Annotated in this window: 12 protein-coding genes and 3 tRNA genes; 11 read left to right on the top strand and 4 right to left on the bottom strand. The window is 61.4% G+C overall.

The genetic code is table 11. From position 1 onward, the window contains the following. The first annotated feature begins 7 nt into the window (after positions 1-7). From thyA to recD, 9 genes are all read left to right on the top strand, one after another. Entirely contained in the window at positions 8-802 is a 795-nt protein-coding gene (gene thyA, locus ACMGF7_RS12400) for a thymidylate synthase (protein ID WP_016929918.1), read from the top strand. A 174-nt stretch (positions 803-976) separates the two neighbouring features. Further along, positions 977-1,480: a prepilin peptidase-dependent protein gene (locus ACMGF7_RS12405; RefSeq protein ID WP_049240054.1), complete on the top strand. Its 504-nt coding sequence runs from the start codon at positions 977-979 to the stop codon at positions 1,478-1,480. After that, complete coding sequence (locus ACMGF7_RS12410) at positions 1,474-2,052, top strand: prepilin peptidase-dependent protein (protein WP_420286448.1); 579 nt, start codon at positions 1,474-1,476, stop codon at positions 2,050-2,052. The genes ACMGF7_RS12405 and ACMGF7_RS12410 overlap by 7 nt, the downstream gene beginning before the upstream one ends. Continuing rightward, complete coding sequence (locus ACMGF7_RS12415; protein WP_049240052.1) at positions 2,049-2,495, top strand: YgdB family protein; 447 nt, start codon at positions 2,049-2,051, stop codon at positions 2,493-2,495. The genes ACMGF7_RS12410 and ACMGF7_RS12415 overlap by 4 nt, the downstream gene beginning before the upstream one ends. Continuing rightward, the gene (locus ACMGF7_RS12420; protein ID WP_152903395.1) at positions 2,485-2,841 is read left to right on the top strand and encodes a prepilin-type N-terminal cleavage/methylation domain-containing protein; all 357 of its coding nucleotides are present in this window, start codon (positions 2,485-2,487) and stop codon (positions 2,839-2,841) included. Before ACMGF7_RS12415 ends, ACMGF7_RS12420 begins: the two co-directional genes overlap by 11 nt. Positions 2,842-2,872: 31 nt before the next feature. Next, positions 2,873-6,244, top strand: coding sequence for an exodeoxyribonuclease V subunit gamma (gene recC / locus ACMGF7_RS12425; RefSeq protein ID WP_197764033.1), 3,372 nt, complete (start codon positions 2,873-2,875; stop codon positions 6,242-6,244). 232 nt (positions 6,245-6,476) lie between these two features. Next, positions 6,477-9,365: a pitrilysin gene (ptrA, locus tag ACMGF7_RS12430; RefSeq protein WP_420286757.1), complete on the top strand. Its 2,889-nt coding sequence runs from the start codon at positions 6,477-6,479 to the stop codon at positions 9,363-9,365. Next, positions 9,362-12,913: an exodeoxyribonuclease V subunit beta gene (gene recB / locus ACMGF7_RS12435; protein ID WP_164095806.1), complete on the top strand. Its 3,552-nt coding sequence runs from the start codon at positions 9,362-9,364 to the stop codon at positions 12,911-12,913. Before ptrA ends, recB begins: the two co-directional genes overlap by 4 nt. Then, positions 12,910-14,760: an exodeoxyribonuclease V subunit alpha gene (gene recD, locus ACMGF7_RS12440; protein WP_049240049.1), complete on the top strand. Its 1,851-nt coding sequence runs from the start codon at positions 12,910-12,912 to the stop codon at positions 14,758-14,760. Before recB ends, recD begins: the two co-directional genes overlap by 4 nt. A 38-nt stretch (positions 14,761-14,798) precedes the next feature. Here recD and argA read toward each other — a convergent pair whose 3' ends face one another. Beyond that, positions 14,799-16,124: an amino-acid N-acetyltransferase gene (argA, locus tag ACMGF7_RS12445; RefSeq protein WP_004931881.1), complete on the bottom strand. Its 1,326-nt coding sequence runs from the start codon at positions 16,122-16,124 to the stop codon at positions 14,799-14,801. A 239-nt stretch (positions 16,125-16,363) separates the two neighbouring features. On the opposite strand from argA, the gene amiC reads away from it, so the two are divergent. Further along, the gene (amiC, locus tag ACMGF7_RS12450) at positions 16,364-17,617 is read left to right on the top strand and encodes an N-acetylmuramoyl-L-alanine amidase AmiC (RefSeq protein WP_004931882.1); all 1,254 of its coding nucleotides are present in this window, start codon (positions 16,364-16,366) and stop codon (positions 17,615-17,617) included. A gap of 90 nt (positions 17,618-17,707) precedes the next feature. On the opposite strand, the gene ACMGF7_RS12455 is transcribed toward amiC, so the two are convergent. The 3 genes from ACMGF7_RS12455 to ACMGF7_RS12465 all read right to left on the bottom strand — a co-directional run bounded on the left by ACMGF7_RS12455 (position 17,708) and on the right by ACMGF7_RS12465 (position 18,061). Beyond that, positions 17,708-17,784 (bottom strand) — tRNA-Met (locus ACMGF7_RS12455). Between the two features lie 65 nt (positions 17,785-17,849). Next, a tRNA-Met gene (locus ACMGF7_RS12460) sits at positions 17,850-17,926 on the bottom strand. 58 nt (positions 17,927-17,984) lie between these two features. After that, a tRNA-Met gene (locus ACMGF7_RS12465) sits at positions 17,985-18,061 on the bottom strand. Positions 18,062-18,277: 216 nt separating this feature from the next. Between ACMGF7_RS12465 and mltA the strand changes: the two genes are divergently transcribed. Next, entirely contained in the window at positions 18,278-19,414 is a 1,137-nt protein-coding gene (gene mltA / locus ACMGF7_RS12470) for a murein transglycosylase A (RefSeq protein WP_004931884.1), read from the top strand. Positions 19,415-19,486: the final 72 nt, after the last annotated feature.

Genomic DNA, 19,486 nt, shown 5'->3' on the forward strand with positions numbered 1-19,486 from the left:
GGGACAAATGAAACAGTATCTGGATTTGATGAACAAGGTGCTCGCCGAGGGCACCCCTAAAGCCGACCGTACCGGCACTGGCACATTGTCGATTTTCGGCCACCAGATGCGTTTCAACTTGCAGGAAGGTTTCCCGTTGGTGACCACCAAGAAATGTCATCTGCGTTCGATCATTCATGAGCTGTTATGGTTCCTGAACGGCGATACCAACATCGCCTACCTGCGTGACAACAAGGTCACCATTTGGGACGAGTGGGCCGATGAAAACGGCGATCTCGGCCCGGTGTACGGCAAACAGTGGCGCGCCTGGGGCGCGGCGGACGGCCGTCAGATCGATCAGCTGAGCAACGTGCTCCAACAGCTGAAGCAAGATCCGGATTCGCGTCGCATCATTGTTTCCGCCTGGAACGTCGGCGAGCTGGATCAGATGGCGTTGGCGCCGTGCCACGCGTTCTTCCAGTTCTACGTGGCGGATGGCAAGCTCTCTTGCCAGCTGTACCAGCGTTCCTGCGACGTCTTCCTCGGCCTGCCGTTCAACATCGCCAGCTACGCGCTGTTGGTGCACATGATGGCGCAGCAGTGCGATCTGGAAGTGGGCGATTTCGTCTGGACCGGCGGCGATACCCACCTGTACAGCAATCACATGGAACAGACTCAGCTGCAGCTGACGCGTGAACCGCGTCCGTTGCCGAAACTGGTGATCAAACGCAAACCGGCTTCACTGTTCGATTACCGTTTCGAAGACTTCGAGATCGAAGGTTACGATCCGCATCCGGCCATCAAGGCGCCGGTCGCGATCTAACCTTAACCGCATCACACCAGGGGCGCAGCGATTGCGCCCCTTTTTTTATCCGCATTGCGTACCGCGCCGCATTTTTTTGTCGCGGTCTGCCGTCGTAGAGAAAACATTGCGCAGCTTGCCGCAGCGCTTGCGCATGTGGCTTTACCGCGTTGTTACGGCCCTTACACTGGCGGCATGAACGACAATACTCTCTCGAACATCGATGATCGCCAACGGGGCATGACGCTAATTGAGCTATTGGCGGCGATCCTGATAGCCGGCATGCTCTCCGGCTGGGGCGTCGGCCAATGGCGCTATCATCAGCAAGCGCTGCGGCTGGAACACACGGCCCAACAGCTGCTGGCGTTTTTGCTGCGACTGCAGGCGGACGCCAACTGGCGTAACCGCACGACGCTGCTGTGGTTCAAGAATGGCACGCCCTGGTGTCTGGGCGGCGGTGTGCCACCGACGGATTGCGCTTCCGCCGAAGGCTCCGTTTTCTTGCCGCCTTATCGTGACGTTGCGCTGAGCGGCTACTCCGGCAAAGAGATTGGGTTTTATGGTTTGCGCAATACTGCGCAGGCGGGGCACATCCTTCTCAGCAACGACGCAGGCAGCCTGCGGCTGGTGCTGTCCGGCCGTGGGCGGCTGCGTTTGTGCAGCGAAGGGCAGTGGGTCAGGGGCATTGCGCTATGTTGAATTTAGCACGCGGTTTTACCTTGCCGGAAGTGATGTTGGCGTTGCTCTTCGGCAGCGTGATCGCGCTCGGCGCGGCAAAAACTTACCCGCTGTTACGTCAACAGAACGTGGCCGTCGGTCAGCACTTTCGGCTGGAGTCAACGCTGCGACAGCTGGCGTTCGGCATTGAGAAAGATCTGCGCCGCGCCGGTTTTTGCGCCGGACAGTGCGCTGGCCGGCCGCTGCTGATAGGCCAGGCATCGGGAGAGGCGGCGGGCAGCTGCGTTATCGTTGCCTACGACATTGCTCGCAGCGGGCAATGGCTCACTTCGGGTGAGGATGCGGGCTATTTCGGTTATCGGCTACGCAATGGCGGCCTGGAAGGGCAGCGCGGCGTGAGCCAATGCGATGGCGACGGCTGGGAGCGGCTGCTCGATCAGGACGAAGTGCGCATTGAGCGGTTTCATGTGGCGATAGAGCGGGGCGATCACGGCGCGGCGTTGGCTCGCCTGACGCTGACGGGGCGCTCCGCCAGCGATACGCGTATCAGGCGTAGTCTGAGCGGGAGCGTCGAAATGGCGGCGCTGCCATGAACCGGCGAACTCAGCGAGGCGGTAGCACCCTGGCGGCGGTGATGTTGCTGTTGGCGCTGGGGCTGATGTTGCTCAATGCTCAGCATCGGCAATTGGATAACGCGCTGTTACTGGCCGCCGATCAGCAGCGTTACCTCCAGGCTTACAATCAGGCCGCTTCGGCGCTGAGTTGGGGCATGAGCCAGCGTTGGCCGCGCGCCGAGCTGAGTGCAGCGGCCTGGTTATGCAGGCAGCGCGTGGAACTGACGGCTTGCGCTCGGCTGTCAGCCAGAGCGGGCGTGGTGACGGTACGCGGCCTTGGTGAGATGCGCGGCGGTGAACCGGTATGGCTGTATCAATGGGGCACCTTTGACGGCGCGGAGGCTGCTGGTAAGTTGCAAGCACAGCCGGGCGGTCGGCTGGATTTTTGCCCCGAGAAAAGGTTGGCCGACTGTGACGGCTAACGCTCGGGCAGCGCGGATATCCCGCAACGGCTTCAGCCTGCCGGAAGTGTTGGTGGCGGCCTTGCTGTTCTCGGTGTCGCTGCTTGGCTTGTTACAGTATCATCAGGTGCTGTTGCAGTCGTTCCAGCGCCAGTGGCACTACCGGCAAGCCTGGGGGCTGGCGCACCAGCAGTTGGAGGCGTTCGCCGTCACCGGCCGGCTCGAGGCTGAACCGCTGCCGGAAGGGTGGCGGCGCGAGACGGCACTTGACGATGCGGGGAGTGATTGCCGCCGATTGGTGGTCAGGATCCAAACGCCGCAGCGGCAGTGGGCAACGCTGAGCCGCTGGTATTGCGCCCGTTTTTGAGCCGTATGTCTTTTGTTTTAAAGGAGTCATCATGTTCACGGTTTATCATTCCAATCAGCTGGATTTGTTGAAAACGCTGACCAGCGCGCTGATAGCCAGAGATCCGTTGACCGATCCTTTTCAACAGGAGGTGGTGCTGGTGCAAAGCCCCGGCATGGCGCAATGGCTGCAGATGCAGCTGGCGGAACAGTTCGGTATCGCAGCCAATGTCGCGTTTCCGCTGCCGGCGACCTTCATTTGGGACATGTTCACCCGGGTGTTGCCGGATATTCCGAAAGAGAGCGCCTTCAGCAAAGATGCCATGACCTGGAAGCTGATGTGGTTGTTGCCGGAGATGCTGACTCAGCCGGCGTTTGCGCCACTGCAGCACTATCTGACCGATGATGGCGACAAGCGCAAAATCCACCAGTTGGCCGGCCGGGTCGCCGACCTGTTCGACCAATATTTGGTTTATCGCCCGCAGTGGCTGGAGAGCTGGCAGCGCGGCGAGCGCATCGACGGTCTGGCGGAGGCTCAGCAATGGCAGGCGCCGCTCTGGGCGCGACTGGTGGAATACACGCGCGAACTGGGGCAGCCGGAATGGCACCGCGCCAATCTGTACAGCCGCTTTATCCACGCGCTGGAGCAGGCAAAAACATGCCCGCCCGGTTTGCCGCCGCGGGTGTTTATCTGCGGTATCTCGGCATTGCCGCCGATCTACCTGGAAGCGCTGCAGGCGCTGGGGCGGCATATCGACATCCACCTGATGTTCACCAACCCCTGTCGCTACTATTGGGGTGATATTCAGGATTACGCCTTTCTGGCCCGCTTGCAGAGCCGCAAGCGTCGTCACTACCACCAGGCTCGCGAGCAAGGGCTGTTCCGCGAGCCGGATGACGCGGCGCGCCTGTTTGACGCCGAAGGGCAGCAGCAACTCAGCAACCCGCTGCTGGCCTCCTGGGGCAAGCTGGGGCGCGATCACCTTTACCTGCTGTCGCAGATGGAAGGGGCGCAAGAGGTCGACGCCTTTGTCGATATCCCGGCCGATACCATGCTGCATGCCGTTCAGCGCGATATGCTGGAACTGGAAGACCATGCGGTAATCGGTATTACCGCGGAAACGCTGGAAAGCAGCTTCAGCAAACGTCCGCTTGATGAGAACGACCGCTCCCTCAGCCTGCACGCCTGTCACAGCCCGCAGCGGGAAGTGGAGGTTTTGCACGATCGGTTGCTGAGCATGCTGGCGCAGGATCCGTCGTTGACGCCGCGCGACATCATCGTGATGGTGGCGGATATCGACAGCTATACGCCTTACATTCAGGCGGTGTTCGGCAATGCCCCCGCCGAGCGCTACCTGCCGTTTGCCATTTCCGACCGCAAAGCGCGCCAGGCGCATCCGGCGCTGCAGGCGTTCATTTCACTGCTCGATCTGCCGCAAAGCCGCTTTACCTCGGAACAGGTACTGGCGCTGCTGGAGGTGCCGGCCCTGGCCGCCCGTTTCGCCATTGGCGAAGAGGGGCTGCGCCTGCTGCGTCATTGGGTCGGTGAATCCGGCGTGCGCTGGGGCCTGGACGATGATAACGTGCGCGAACTGGATCTGCCCGCCACCGGCCAACATACCTGGCGCTTCGGCATTACGCGCATGCTGCTTGGCTATGCGATGGACAGCAATGCCGGCGATTGGCAGGGCATTTTGCCTTACGACGAATCGAGCGGGTTGGTCGCCGAACTGGCGGGGCAACTGGCAGACCTGCTGGCGCAGCTCAGCCACTGGCGGCAAATCTTGAGCGAAGCGCGCCCGCTCGAGGCGTGGTTACCGCTGTGTCGGCAACTGCTGGATGCCTTCTTCGCAGCGGACAGCGACACCGAAGTGGTGCTGGCGCTGATCGAACAGCAGTGGCAGCAGGCCATCAATTTTGGCCTGGCGGCGCGCTATCCCGATGAGGTGCCGTTGACCATTCTGCGCGACGATCTGGCGGCGCGCCTCGATCAGGAGCGCATCAGCCAGCGCTTCCTCGCCGGGCAAATCAACTTCTGCACGCTGATGCCGATGCGTTCCATTCCGTTCAAGGTGGTGTGCCTGCTGGGCATGAACGACGGCGTGTATCCGCGCACGCTGCCGCCGCTGGGCTTTGATCTGATGGCGCAGCAGGTCAAACGCGGCGACCGCAGCCGCCGCGATGACGACCGCTATCTGTTCCTGGAAGCGATTCTGTCCGCTCAGCAGCGGCTGTATATCAGCTTCATCGGCCGTTCCATTCAGGACAACAGCCCGCGCTACCCTTCGGTGCTGGTCACTGAGCTGCTTGAGTACCTGGAGCAAAGCTATTGCCTGCCGGGAGATGAGGAACTCAGCGCAGACGACAGCGCCCGGCGGGTTGGTGAGCACTTGCTGAAGTGGCATGCGCGCATGCCGTTCGCCGCCGAGAATTTCTTGCCGGGCTCGGAGGCGCAAAGCTATGCCGCCGAGTGGCTGCCCGCCGCCGATGGTCGCGGTGCGGCGCATCCGGCGTTCAACCAGCCGCTGCCTGCCGAAGCGCTGCAGCAAATATCGTTGGATGAGCTGCTGCGGTTTTACCGCCATCCGATTCGCGCGTTTTTCCAATTGCGTTTGGGCGTCAGTTTTATTCTGGAAGAGACTGAGCTGCCGGACGAAGAGCCCTTCACGCTGGATAACCTCAGCCGCTACCAGTTTAACAGCCAACTGCTGAATACCCTGATCGACGGCGACGATCCCGAACGGTTGTTCCAGCGGGTGCGTGCCGCCGGCGGCTTGCCCTATGGCGCCTTCGGCGAGATCTATTGGCAAAAGCAGCAGGAAGAGATGAGCGAACTGGCCGAGCAGGTGCGTGCGGAACGCGCAGAGAGCCATAGCCTGGAGCTGGATATCGATATCGCCGGCGTACGTCTCAGCGGCTGGCTGCATCAGGTGCAGGATGACGGGCTGTTGCGCTGGCGGCCCGCTACGCTGTCGGCGGTGGACGGCATATTGCTGTGGCTGGAGCACCTGGTGTACTGCCGCGCCGGCGGCACCGGCGAGAGCCGCATCTACGGCCGCAAAAACTCCGTCTGGCGCTTTGCCGCGCTGGCGCCTGAAGAGGCGCAGGCGCAGTTGGCGGAGCTGCTGGCGGGCTATCAGCGCGGTCTGTGTCAGCCGCTGCTGTTGCTGAACAAAAGCGGCTGGGCGTGGCTGAGTCAGTGCTATCAGCCGGAAACGCAGCAAATCGACTGGGAGGAAGAAGCGCAAATTAAGGCACGCGCCAAATTGCTGCTGGCCTGGCAGGGCGATCAGCGCATTCCCGGCGAAGGGGAAGATCCCTACGTGCAGCGAGTGTTCCGCCAATTGGATAATGAATACTTAGCGCAAATACTGGCCGAAACAGAGCGTTATCTGCTGCCGGTAGCGCGACATAACCTGGGGTAACAATCCCCCGGTGGTGCTGTACGGCGGGAGGTGGTAAAAATAACGAAGGTTATATTCAACCATTGGGGTGATTCCCGGTCTTACATAACGTACAGGCATATACACGCCGTGTTTCGGGCCGCCACATTGGCGAAGAACCCGGCGAGTACAGATTTGGTTATGTGGTTTTGATGCACGTCGCCAACGTCAGGGAGTGGGCGTAGCGACGTCAGAATAGGGGTTTATTTTGGATATGCGCAGACAGTTGGCCCGTATCACCGGGCTGGTACTATTGGCTATGTGTTGGGCACCGTTGAGTTGGGCCGCGCAAGGATGGCAACCGCTGGCGGAGAAGATCAACAAGAGCGAACACGATCCGCGTCAGTATGAAGCGATCAAGTTGGCTAACGGCATGACGGTGTTGCTGGTGTCCGATGCCCAGGCGCCGAAATCGCTGGCGGCGCTGGCATTGCCGGTTGGGTCGCTGGAAGATCCGAACAGCCAACTGGGATTGGCGCACTATCTGGAACATATGGTGCTGATGGGCTCCAAACGCTATCCAGAGCCGGAAAACCTGTCCGAATTCCTGAAAAAGCACGGCGGCAGCCACAACGCCAGCACGGCCTCTTATCGCACCGCCTTCTATCTGGAAGTGGAAAATGACGCGCTGGAGCCGGCGGTCGACCGCATGGCCGACGCCATTGCCGAGCCGCTGCTGGATCCGGGCAATGCCGATCGCGAGCGCAACGCGGTGAACGCCGAGTTGACGATGGCGCGTTCGCGCGACGGCATGCGCATGGCGCAGGTCGGCGCGGAAACCCTGAACCCGGCGCACCCGAGCGCGCGCTTCTCCGGCGGCAATCTCGATACGTTGAAAGACAAGCCGGACAGCAAGTTGCACGATGAACTGACCGGCTTCTATAAGCGTTACTATTCCGCCAATCTGATGATGGGCGTTTTGTACGGTAATCAGTCGCTGCCGCAGTTGGCTGGCATTGCGGCGAAAACCTTTGGCCGCGTGCCGAATCATGACGCCAGCGTGCCGCCGATCACCGTGCCGGCCGTCACGCCGGAACAGCAGGGCATCATCATTCACTATGTGCCGGCGCAGCCGCGCAAGCAGCTGAAGGTCGAGTTCCGCATCGATAACAACAGCGCCGCGTTTCGCAGCAAAACCGATACCTACATCAGCTACCTGATCGGCAACCGCAGCAAAAACACCCTGTCTGACTGGCTGCAGAAGCAGGGGTTGGCGGACGCCATCAATGCCGGCGCCGATCCGATGGTGGATCGCAACGGCGGCGTCTTCGCCATCAGCGTTTCACTCACTGACAAAGGCCTGGCCCAGCGCGATGAGGTCGTCGCCGCCATTTTCAACTACCTGAAAATGCTGCGCAGCGAGGGCATCAAGCAGAGCTACTTCGATGAAATCTCGCATGTTCTGAACCTGGACTTCCGTTATCCCTCGATCACGCGCGACATGGACTATATCGAATGGCTGGTGGACACCATGCTGCGCGTGCCGGTTGAGCATGCGCTGGACGCGCCTTATCTGGCCGACCGTTATGATCCAAAGGCGATCGCCGAACGCCTGGACGCCATGACGCCGCAAAACGCGCGCATCTGGTTCGTCAGCCCGGATGAACCGCACAACAAGACGGCCTATTTCGTCAACGCGCCTTACCAGGTCGACAAAATCACGCCGCAGCGCTTTACGCAGTGGCAGCAGTTGGAGAGCGGCATTTCCCTGTCGCTGCCGGCGCTCAACCCGTATATCCCGGATGACTTTACCCTGACCAAGCCATCGCACGAGTTCAAAAAACCGGAAATGGTGGTGGATAAACCCGGCCTGCGCGTGTTGTACATGCCGAGTCGTTACTTCGCCGACGAGCCGAAGGCCGACGTCACCGTCGCTTTCCGCAACGCCAAAACCATGGATTCCGCGCGCAATCAGGTGCTGTTCTCGCTGACGGATTATCTGGCCGGCCTCGCGTTGGATCAGTTGAGCTATCAGGCATCGGTCGGTGGGCTGAGCTTCTCGACCTCGCCGAACAACGGTCTGATGTTTAACGCCAACGGTTTCACCCAGCGTTTGCCGCAGTTGCTGACGGCGCTGATCGAGGGGTATTCCAGCTTCACGCCGACGGAAGATCAGTTGGCGCAAGCCAAATCCTGGTATCTGGAGCAGCTGGACGCCGCCGAGAAGGGCAAGGCGTTTGAGCTGGCCATTCAGCCGGTGCAGATGGTTTCCCGCGTGCCGTATTCCGAACGCAGCAAGCGCCGCGAAGTGCTGAAGACGTTAACGCTGAAAGACGTGCTGGCCTATCGCGACAGCCTGCTGGCCGAGGCCACGCCGGAGCTGCTGGTAGTGGGCAACATGAGCAAGCAGCAGGTCGACACGTTGGCGTCGACGCTGAAACATCGTCTGGGCTGTACCGGGAGCGAATGGTGGCACGGCGAAGACGTGGTGGTGGACAAGGATCATCTGGCCAACCTGCAACAGGTGGGCAGCAGCACTGACTCGGCGCTGGCGGCGGTTTATGTGCCGATCGGCTACGACGAAGTGACCGGCATGGCCTACAGTTCGCTGCTGGGGCAGATTATTCAGCCGTGGTTTTACAGCCAGCTGCGCACGCAGGAGCAATTGGGGTACGCGGTCTTCGCTTTCCCGATGTCGGTGGGGCGCCAGTGGGGTGTGGGCTTCCTGTTGCAGAGCAACAGCAAACAGCCGGCCTACCTGTACCAGCGCTATCAGGATTTCTACCCGAAAACCGAGAAACGCCTGCGCGACATGAGCGAGGCGGACTTTGAACAGTACAAACAGGCGCTCATCAATGAGCTGAAACAGCGGCCGCAAACCCTGAGCGAAGAGGCCAGCCGGTTCGCCAACGATTTCGATCGCGGCAACTTCGCCTTCGATACTCGTCAGAAACTGATCGCGCAGGTGCAACAGCTGACGCCGGCCAAACTGGCGGATTATTTCCACCAGGCGGTGATCCAGCCACAGGGGCTGGCGGTGCTGTCGCAGGTTAGCGGCAGCGGGCAAGACAAGGCGGATTACGCGGCGCCTAAGGATTGGGTCACCTATCCGAACGCGTCGGCATTGCAGCAGATTTTGCCGCGTAAAGTGGCAACACCATGACGGAAATTGCCCCGCAGAGGCTGGAGCCGCTGTCGTTGCCGCTGTTCGGCGAACGCCTGATAGAAGCGTCGGCGGGCACCGGCAAAACTTTTACCATTGGCGCGCTGTATCTGCGCTTGCTGCTGGGGTTGGGCGGTGACGCGGCGTTTCCCCGCCCGCTGACGGTCGAAGAAATCCTGGTGGTGACCTTTACCGAGGCCGCCACCGAGGAGCTGCGCGGGCGCATCCGCGACAATATCCACGGGCTGCGCATCGCCTGCGTGCGCGGTGTCAGCGCCAACCCGTTGTTTTCGGCGCTGATGGAAGAAATTGACGATTTGAGCGACGCCGCCTCGCAGCTGCTGGCGGCGGAGCGGCAAATGGACGAAGCGGCGATCTACACCATTCACGGCTTTTGCCAACGGATGCTGACGCACAACGCCTTCGAGTCCGGCATGTTGTTTGAACAAACGCTGGTGCAGGACGAGCTGCCGCTGCGGCGGCAGGCCTGTGCCGATTTCTGGCGTCGCCACTGCTATCCGTTGCCGCTGGGCGTGGCGCGTGCGGTCAGCCAGGAATGGAGCGGCCCGGAAGCGTTGCTGGCCGATCTCTCCGGCTATCTGCACGGCGAAGCGCCGGCGCTGCGTCGGCCGCCGAAAGACGAAGAAACCGTCCTGATGCGCCACGAGCAGATCGTCGCGCGCATCGACGCCATCAAGGCGCAATGGCGGGCGGAGGCGGGCGATCTGGAGGCGTTGATCGCCCAGTCCGGCGTCGATAAGCGCAGCTACAGCAGTAAACACCTGCCGAACTGGCTGAACAAGGTCGGCGAATGGAGCGGGCAGGAGACTCAGGACTACCAGCTGCCGAAGGAACTGGATAAATTTCGCCAGTCGGTGCTGCTGGAGAAGACCAAGAAGGGCGAGCCGCCGCGTCATGCGCTGTTCACGGCGATAGATGAGCTGTTCGATGAACCCTTGACGCTGCGCGACCTGATCATGGCGCGTGCGCTCAGCGAGATCCGCACCTCCATTCAGCAGGAAAAACGCCAGCGCGCCGAGCTGGGGTTTGACGACCTGCTCAGCCGGCTGGACGGCGCCCTGCAAAGCGGCGGCGGCGAACAGCTGGCGCAGGCGATCCGCCAGCGATACCCGGTGGCGATGATCGATGAATTCCAGGATACCGATCCGCAGCAATACCGTATTTTCCAAAAACTTTACGTCGGCCGGCCCGATTGCGGCCTGCTGCTGATCGGCGATCCCAAGCAGGCGATTTACGCCTTTCGCGGCGCCGACATCTTTACCTACATGCGTGCGCGTTCAGAGGTGAGCGCCCACTATACGCTGGAGACCAACTGGCGCTCGTCGCCGTCGATGGTCGCCAGCGTCAATCACCTGTTTTCTCAGGTAGAAAAACCTTTCCTGTTCGGCCAAATCCCCTTTATTGAGGTTAACGCGGCGGAAAAGAACCAAGGGCTGGCGTTTGAATTGCACGGCACGCCGCAGCCGGCGATGCAGTTCTGGCTGCAGCAGGGAGAAGGCGTGGGTGTAAGTGATTACCAACAGCTGATGGCGCGCCTGTGCGCCACGCAAATTCGCGACTGGCTCAGCGCCGGGCAGCAGGGGCTGGCGCGGCTGCAGAGCGGCAAGGCGTCACGGCCGGTACAAGCCTCCGATATCACGGTGCTGGTGCGCAGCCGCAATGAGGCGGCGTTGGTGCGCGATGCGCTCAGCGCGCTGTCTATCCCGTCGGTCTACCTGTCCAACCGCGACAGCGTGTTTGACACCCCGGAGGCCAAAGACCTGCTGTGGTTGCTGCAGGCGGTGTTGGCGCCGGAGCAGGAGCGCACGCTGCGCAGCGCCATGGCCACCGGGCTGATGGGGCTGGACGCGCCGACGCTTGACGGCCTGAGCCGCGATGAGCGCGCCTGGGACGCGCTGGTTAATGAATTCGACAATTACCGCACGCTCTGGCTGCGCCGCGGCGTGTTGCCGATGCTGAGCGAGGTGATGAAAGCGCGCCAACTGGCGGAGAACCTGCTGGCCAGCGCCGGCGGCGAGCGTCGCTTGACCGACGTGCTGCATCTGGGGGAGCTGTTGCAAGAAGCGGCGGCGCAGCTCGACAGCGAGCATGCGCTGGTGCGCTGGCTGGCGCAGCAGATCGCCCAGCCTAATCGCCAGTCCGACAATCAGCAGCTGCGGCTGGAGAGCGACCGGCATCTGGTGCAGGTGATCACGATCCACAAGTCCAAGGGGCTGGAGTTCGATCTGGTGTGGCTGCCGTTCGTCGGCAACTTCCGCCAGCAGCAGCAGGCGCTGTATCACGATCGCCACAGTTTCCAGGCGTTGCTGGACCTCGACGCCAATGAAGAGAGCCAGGCCTGGGCGGAGGAGGAGCGGTTAGCGGAAGACCTGCGTCTGCTGTACGTGGCGCTGACCCGCTCGGTGTACCACTGCAGCATCGGCATCGCGCCGTTGTTCCAGGGCACGCGCAAGAAGCAGGGCGATACCGATCTGCACCGCAGCGCATTGGGCTATCTGGTGCAGGGCGGGCAGCCCGGCGACGCAGTGTATCTGCAGGAGCGGCTGCAGCAATTGGCGGGTGGCGGCATTGCGCTGTCGCTGGTTGAATCGCCGGACGAGGCGCCTTGGCAGCCCCAGACGGCGTTGGCCGAAGCGCTGGCGGCGAAAAGCTTTACCCGGCGGATCCAGGATTTTTGGCGGGTGACCAGCTATACCGGTTTGCAGCAGCACGGCGCGAGCCTGATGCAGGATCTGCTGCCGCGTCTGGATATCGACGCTGCGGGGGAGCGGAGTGAGGAGAGTGAGCCAGCGCTTACACCGCATACCTTCCCGCGCGGCGCGACGCCCGGCACCTTCCTGCACAGCCTGTTCGAAACGTTGGACTTCACCCAGCCGCTCGACGAACAGTGGTTGCTGGAACAGCTGCAACAGCAAGGGTTCGCTGAACACTGGCAACCGATACTGCTGGCGTGGATGCAGGTGCTACTCAACACGCCGCTCGATGGCAGCGGCGTGACGCTAGCGGCGTTAACGCCGCAGCACAAGCAGGCCGAGCTGCAGTTCTATTTGCCGATCAACCGGCTGTTGCAGGCGAAGGAGCTCGATGCTCTGGTGAAGCGTTACGATCCGCTTTCCGCCCGCTGTCCGGCGCTGGATTTCCATCAGGTGCAGGGCATGCTGAAAGGCTTTATCGACCTGGTGTTCTGTTGGCAGGGCAAATACTACCTGCTGGACTACAAGTCCAACTGGTTGGGGGAAGACAGCAGCGCCTATACCCGGCCGGCGATGGAGCAGGCGATGGCGGAGCATCGTTACGATCTGCAATATCAGCTGTATACGCTGGCGCTGCACCGTTATCTGCGTCATCGGCTGCCGGATTACGATTACCGGCACCATTTCGGCGGGGTGATTTATCTGTTCCTGCGCGGCGTGGATGCGGCGCACCCGGGCAACGGCATTTTCACCTGTCTTCCCGAGTTTGAGCTGGTGGCGGGGATGGATCGCTTGTTCAGCGGCGAGGCTGCGGCGACGGAGGAAGGATCATGATCGCACTGCTGGAGCAGGCGGTGGCGCTTGGCGTGCTGCGCCCGCTGGACGTGCAGTTCGCCCGCGTGGTGGCGAACGAAGACGAGCCCGATATTTTGCTGGCCGCCGCCTGCCTGAGCGCAGAGGCGGGGGCCGGTCACGTCTGCCTGATGCTGGAACAGCTGCAGGCGGACACGCTGTTTGAAGGGCGCCAGCCGGCGCTGGCGCTGGCGCTGTGGGTGGCGGCCGGGCGACCGGATAGCGCGCGTTGGCAGCAGCGCCTGGCGGCCAGTGCGGCGGTCGGAGACGGCAGCGGCGCTACGCCGTTGGTGCTGCGCGGGCCGCGTTTATATCTGCAGCGCATGTGGCAAAACGAAGGCGAAGTGGCGGCGTTTATCGGCGGTGAAGGCGAATCGCTGGCGGTGCCGGAGGCGGAGCTGCGTGCCATTCTCGATCGCTTGTTCGGCGCGGCGAGCGACGAGCCCGACTGGCAGAAAATCGCCGCAGCGGTGGCTGCAACGCGGCGCATTGCTGTCATTTCCGGCGGGCCGGGCACCGGTAAAACCACCACCGTCGCCAAGCTGTTGGCGGCGCTGGTGCAGCTCGATGAAAGCGCGCGCTTGCGCATTCAGCTGGCGGCGCCGACTGGCAAGGCGGCGGCGCGTCTGACGGAGTCGCTTGGCAGCGCCAGCCGTCAGCTGGCGTTGACCCCGGCGCAGCAGGCGCTGTTCCCGACGGAGGCGGCGACGTTACACCGCCTGTTGGGGGCGCAGCCGAACAGTCAACGCATGCGCTATCACCGCGGCAACCGGCTGCATTTGGATGTGCTGGTGGTGGATGAGGCCTCGATGGTCGATCTGCCGATGATGGCGCGCCTGATTGCCGCGCTGCCTGATCGGGCGCGGGTGATTTTCCTCGGCGATCGCGATCAGCTGGCCTCGGTGGAGGCCGGCGCGGTGCTGGGGGACATTTGCCGTTTTGCCGAGCAGGGATACAGCGATGCGCGCGCGGCGGAGCTGAGCCGCCTGACCGGTTGTGCGATCAAAGGGCAGCAGGCTGACGCGGAAGCGGCGGTGCGTGACAGCCTATGCCTGCTGCGCAAGAGCTATCGCTTCGATGCCCGCTCCGGCATCGGTCAGCTGGCGTTGGCGGTTAACGCCGGTGCCGGGGAGCGCGCGCTGGCAGCCTTAAGCGGCAGTTTCGGCGATGTCGCGGGCTATGCGCTGGCAACGAGCGAAGAGTATCAGGCGCTGCTGGACGCGTGCGTGGCGGGCTACCGCGACTATTTGCGGTTGGCCGCCGAGGGCGCGGATGCGGCGGCGGTGCTGGCGGCCTTTGGCCGCTTCCAGGTGCTGTGCGCGCTGCGTGAAGGGCCGTTTGGCGTTGCCGGCCTGAATGAACGTATTGAGATAGGGTTGCAGCGCGCCGGCCTGATCGACCGCAAACCGGGCGTGCTCGGCCGCTGGTATCGGGGGCGGCCGGTGATGATCGGCCGCAACGACAGCGCGCTGGGGTTATTCAATGGGGATATCGGCATTACGCTGCCGGATGAGCGCGGCGAGCTGCGCGTGCATTTCCAACTGCCTGATGGAAGCATCAAGTCGGTGCAGCCGAGCCGTTTGCCGGCGCATGAAACCGCCTATGCCATGACGGTGCACAAATCTCAGGGATCGGAGTTTGACCATACGGTGCTGGTGTTGCCGAATCACTTCCTGCCGGTGCTGACGCGTGAATTGGTCTATACCGCGATCACCCGCGCGCGTAAGCAGCTCTCGCTGTATACCACGGAGGCGGTGCTGCTGCGGGCCATTCGTATGCCGACCCAGCGCCGCAGCGGATTGGCTGAACGGCTGCAGGCAACGGAATAAGCATTGAAGGGGCGCGGTAGCGGCCGCGCCCACAGTGATTACAGATCCGCCAGCAGAATTTTGGAGCGGCGTTGGTAGTTGTACAGCGCCTGTTTCTGCATCGGCAGCACGTCGACCTCCGCCGGAGTGAATCCGCGCTCCTGGAACCAGTGGATGCTGCGGGTGGTCAGTACGAACAGCTTCTTTAATCCCATCTGCCGCGCCTGGTTTTCCACCCGCTGCAGCAGCATTTCGCCGCGCGAAGAGCTGCGGTAGTCGGGATGCACCGCCACGCAGGCCATTTCACCGATTTTTTCCTCCAGGAACGGGTACAGCGCCGCGCAGGCGATGGTCAGGTTGTCGCGTTCGATAATGGTGAATTTGTCGATCTCCATCTCCAGCTGTTCACGCGAACGGCGCACCAGAATACCCTGCTGCTCGAGCGGCCGGATCAGCTCCAGGATGCCGCCGATGTCGTTGATCGTCGCCCGGCGCACCTGTTCGGCGCTCTCCATCACGATTTGGGTGCCGATGCCGTCGCGTGAGAACAGTTCTTGCACCAGCGCGCCGTCCTCCTGATAGCTGATCAGGTGGCTGCGGCGTACGCCGCTGCGGCAGCCTTTCACCGCGCCGCGCAGGAAGCGCACGGTGCCGGAATGGTAATCGCCGCCTTCCTCCAGCTCTTCAAGGCGCTTTTGCGCGTCGTTGGGGAACAGCTCGGAAAGGATGTTGCCTTCCGCGTCGGTCACGCCCTGCGAGGAGCAGAAACCGATCATTTTTTCCGCTTTCAGTTTGATCGCCAGCTGAGTCGCGACTTCCTCCGAAGTCAGGTTGAAGCTCTCGCCGGTGACCGAAACCGCGACCGGGCCGATCAGCACGATGGCGTTGCTGTCGAGCTGACGGTGGATCGCTTCTTCATCGATGCGGCGAATGCGGCCGCTGTGGCAGTAGTCGATGCCGTCATCGACGCCCAGCGGCTGCGCGATGATGAAGTTGCCGCTGACCACGTTGATATGTGCGCCTTGCAGCGGCGTGTTGTTGAGGCTCATCGACAGCCGGGCGGTGATGTCGAGCTGCAGCAGGCCGGCGGCCTGCTTGACCAGCTCGAGCGTATGGGCGTCGGTCACACGGGTGTGTTTGTGGTAGATCGGCTCATAGTTATGCTGAGCCAGATTGGCGTCGATCTGCGGCCGTGCGCCGTAAACCACCACCAGGCGAATGCCCAGGCTATGCAGCAACCCGATATCGTTGACGATGTTGGAGAAATTCTCGTGTTCGATGGCTTCCCCGCCGAGCATGATGACAAACGTCTTGCCGCGGTGGGCGTTGATATAGGGGACTGAGTGACGGAATCCTTGCACCAGCTCTGTACTACGTTCCTTCACGGCCAAACCTCTTTGCATATTTATACGATATTTTTGTATTTTTATTCTTTTATTGCGCCGATGGCAAGTGGGAAATCGTCATGAAGCGTGCGCTAAGGGCGCTAAATCGTTAATAAATTGAAAAACCATAAAAAGATTTTCTGATGACAGGGCTGGAATGATTGGTTAAAGTTTTCGGCATCCCCATTTCATTGGTGTTTTTTTCATCTGTTGTAAACAGCTATTACTGCCGGAGCCGCATGCCAAACGCTAATCACAATCTGGGCCGCCGTCGTTTATTACAGGGCGTTGCCGCCAGCTGGTTGCTGAGTGTGAGTCGTACGGGCTTCGCCGCATCATCGCACGTGATCGCCGTGCGCGTCTGGCCATCCTCCACCTATACCCGCGTCACGCTGGAATCCAACGTCGAGCTGAAATACAAGCAGTTCGCCCTGACCAATCCCGATCGCGTGGTGGTGGATATCGAAGGCGTGCATCTCAACAGCGTGCTGAAAGGCATCGCCGGGCAGGTGCGCGCCGACGATCCTTATCTCAAGCAGGCGCGCGTCGGCCAGTTCGATCAGAATACCGTGCGGCTGGTGCTGGAGCTCAAACAAAGCGTCAGCCCGCATATTTTCACGTTGGCGCCGGTGCCGGAGTATCGCAACCGTCTGGTGATGGATCTCTATCCGACCAAGGGCGGCAGCGGCGGCGAGGAATATGATCCGCTACTGGCGTTACTGGAAGATTACAACAAGGGCGATCTGGAGCGCACGCTCCCGCCGGAAGCGCCGCAGGCCGGCAAAGCGGGGCGCGATCGGCCGATCGTCATCATGCTGGATCCCGGCCACGGCGGCGAAGATCCCGGCGCGATCGGCAAGTACAAGACGCGTGAGAAAGACATCGTACTGCAGATTGCCCGCAAGCTGAGCGCCATGATCAAGCGCGAGCCGAACATGAAAGTGTTCATGACGCGCAACGAAGACGTGTTTATTCCGCTCAAGGTGCGCGTCGCCAAGGCGCGCAAGCAGCGCGCCGATCTGTTCGTTTCGATTCACGCCGACGCCTTCACCAGCCGCGCCGCGCGCGGGTCATCGGTGTTCGCATTGTCCACCAAAGGCGCCACCAGCTCGGCGGCCAAGTTCCTGGCGCAGACGCAGAACGCCTCGGACCAAATCGGCGGCGTCAGCAAGAGCGGCGACCGCTATCTCGACCACACCATGTTCGATCTGATCCAGACCGCGACCATCAACGACAGCCTGAAATTCGGCAAGGAAGTGTTGAACCGGATGGGCAAAATCAACCGGTTGCACAAGAATCGCGTCGATCAGGCCGGTTTTGCGGTGTTGAAGGCGCCGGATATCCCGTCGATCCTGGTGGAAACGGCGTTTATCAGCAACATCGAAGAGGAGCGCAAGCTGCGCACCAGCCATTTCCAGCAGCAGGTGGCGGAGTCGATTCTGGCGGGCATCAAGGCTTATTTCGCCAACGGCGGCGCGCTGGCGAGTCGATAACGGCAGGGCCGGGCGCGAGTCCGGCTATTTTCGCGGATTGCAGATACAAAAAAACACCCGTCAGGGTGCTTATCTGTTGTCATCAAGAGTTGGTTGCGGGGGCCGGATTTGAACCGACGACCTTCGGGTTATGAGCCCGACGAGCTACCAGGCTGCTCCACCCCGCGTCCGTCTTGATGCGGTATTACGACGAAACCACCGTTCATGTTATGCCGCTGGTACGACATTCGGTTGGTTGCGGGGGCCGGATTTGAACCGACGACCTTCGGGTTATGAGCCCGACGAGCTACCAGGCTGCTCCACCCCGCGTCCGTGTAATACTTTGTTATCGAAACCAAACGAAAAATACCGCCAATGCGGCATCGGTTGGTTGCGGGGGCCGGATTTGAACCGACGACCTTCGGGTTATGAGCCCGACGAGCTACCAGGCTGCTCCACCCCGCGTCCGATGGATGCGCACTATACTCTCCATGCGTTTTGTTGCAAACCCTTTTTGCATTTTATTGCCCTAAACCCGTTTTTCTGCTGAATTTGCCCGCAATTTGCCTTCTTTTTCATCACCATCCTCCGTGCGGCTTTTTTTATTTGCAGCGATTCCTTTATCAATGAGCGTTTGTTATCGTTCAGCCGGTAGATCATATCAGTTTGAGAGTGTGCGCGATGAAAGGACGTTGGGGCAAATACCTGCTGGGCGGGTTGATGGTGGCGGTGTTGGCGGGCTGTTCGTCCAAGCCGACCGATCGGGGTCAGCAATATAAGGACGGCCGTCTGGATCAATCGCTGGAGCTGGTCAATCAGCCCAACGCCAAAGGTTCGCCGGTCAACGCCAAGGATTACTCGGATCAGCTGATGGAGATCAAGTACGCGTCGCCTTCGCTGTTTAACCGCAACAACAGCACCTATCAGGCGGTGCAAAGCTGGATGGCGTCCGGCGCCGACACGCGCATGCTGAGCCAGTACGGCCTCAGCGCTTACCAGATGGAAGGCGTCGACAATTACGGCAACGTGCAGTTTACCGGCTACTATACGCCGGTGGTGCAGGCGCGCTATACCCAACAGGGCGAGTTCCGCTATCCGCTGTACCGCATGCCGCCGAAGGGCAGAGGCCGCTTGCCGGATCGCGCGGGCATCTACTCCGGCGCGCTCGACGATCGCTATATCATCGCTTACACCAACTCGCTGATGGACAACTTCATGATGGAAGTCCAGGGCAGCGGTTATGTCGACTACGGCAACGGCCAGCCGCTGGTGTTCTTCGGCTACGGCGGCAAGAACGGCCACGCCTATCGCAGCATCGGCAAGGTGCTGATCGATCGCGGCGAAGTGGCCAAGGCGGACATGTCGATGCAGGCGATCCGTCAGTGGGCGGATACCCACAGCGCCGCAGAGGTGCGTGAGCTGCTGGAGCAGAACCCGTCGTTCGTGTTCTTCCGCCCGGAAGCTTTTGCGCCGGTGAAAGGCGCCAGTGCGGTGCCGCTGATCGCCAAAGCCTCGGTGGCTTCCGACCGTTCGCTGATCCCGGCGGGCACCACGCTGCTGGCCGAAGTGCCGCTGCTGGACAACAAGGGTAAATTCACGGGAAAATACGAGATGCGTCTGATGGTCGCGCTCGACGTGGGCGGCGCCATCAAGGGCCAGCATTTTGACATGTATCAGGGCATCGGGCCGGAAGCCGGCCACTCGGCGGGGTACTACAACCACTACGGCCGCGTCTGGGTGCTGAAGAACAACGGCGGTGGCCAGCTGTTCAGCGCCAATCAGTCAAACGGCGGCGGTTCGTTGTTGGCCACCCGGTAAACGCGCGCGGTGTGAAAAGATTGACCCGCAAGGGCCGGATTTTCCGGCCCTTATCATTTGCATTACGAAGGT

It is taken from the genome of Serratia sp. BNK-17, from assembly GCF_048684935.1.
In the GTDB taxonomy this organism is placed as follows: Bacteria; Pseudomonadota; Gammaproteobacteria; order Enterobacterales; family Enterobacteriaceae; genus Serratia; species Serratia nematodiphila.